This window comes from Vibrio sp. 10N.222.46.A1 (assembly GCF_041473595.1).
GTDB lineage: Bacteria > Pseudomonadota > Gammaproteobacteria > Enterobacterales > Vibrionaceae > Vibrio > Vibrio tasmaniensis_A.
In genome coordinates this window covers 1-739 of the sequence record NZ_JBFRSN010001580.1, presented here as the reverse complement: position 1 = coordinate 739, position 739 = coordinate 1, and the positions used below count along the sequence as shown (strand labels likewise).

General features: G+C 44.1%; 1 pseudogene. It reads left to right on the top strand.

The features are described 5' to 3' along the window. A pseudogene (locus AB4496_RS28215) lies at positions 1 to 739 on the top strand (ATPase); the annotation flags it as partial.

Genomic DNA, 739 nt, shown 5'->3' with positions numbered 1-739 from the left:
TCTGAACAACAGAGCGATACTGCACCTGCGGGCGTGAGCAACGATGAATTTGATATTGATGACATCTTCGCTCAGGTTGCGGCTCAGAACGATCAAGTCAATGAGCCTGTGAATCTCGATAATGATGACGAGGTTGCTGAGAATCTAAACAGCGCTTTGGCGTCTGATGATGATATCGATAACATCCTTTCTCAGTTTGATCTGCCAACCGAAAGTGAAGAAACTCAAGGCAGTGTCGACCTGCTCGATGAGCAATTGACAGGGGATGATGTTGATCTCAGTAATTCAACAGATCTCCTAGATGATATGTTGGAAGATGAATCGGATGATGATTCTGAGAGTGATCCTCTAGGTTTTGACTCATTATCTGAACTCGAAGAACTCTCAGGCTTGTCGACCGATGATGAGCTAGATATTTCGGAAGACAGTACTGAAACCTTGGATGAGTTGATTGATGATTCTGATGATGACTTTGAACTCGATGCCGAGAGCACAGACTTACTAGATGATTTTCTAGACGAAGACGCCAATGATGCTCAAGTTGCCGTCGAAGGTGACGAGACGTTAGATGAACTGCTAGGTAATGATCTATCAGTCGGTGAAACCGATGAACAAGATTCAGACTCTTTAGACCCATTTGATGATCTACTGACAAGTGGCATTGAAGACGAACTTGAACCTGAAGAGAAGGCGTTTGATAAAGAGTTAGACGAAGCCTTTGGTTTTGACAACGCCAGCG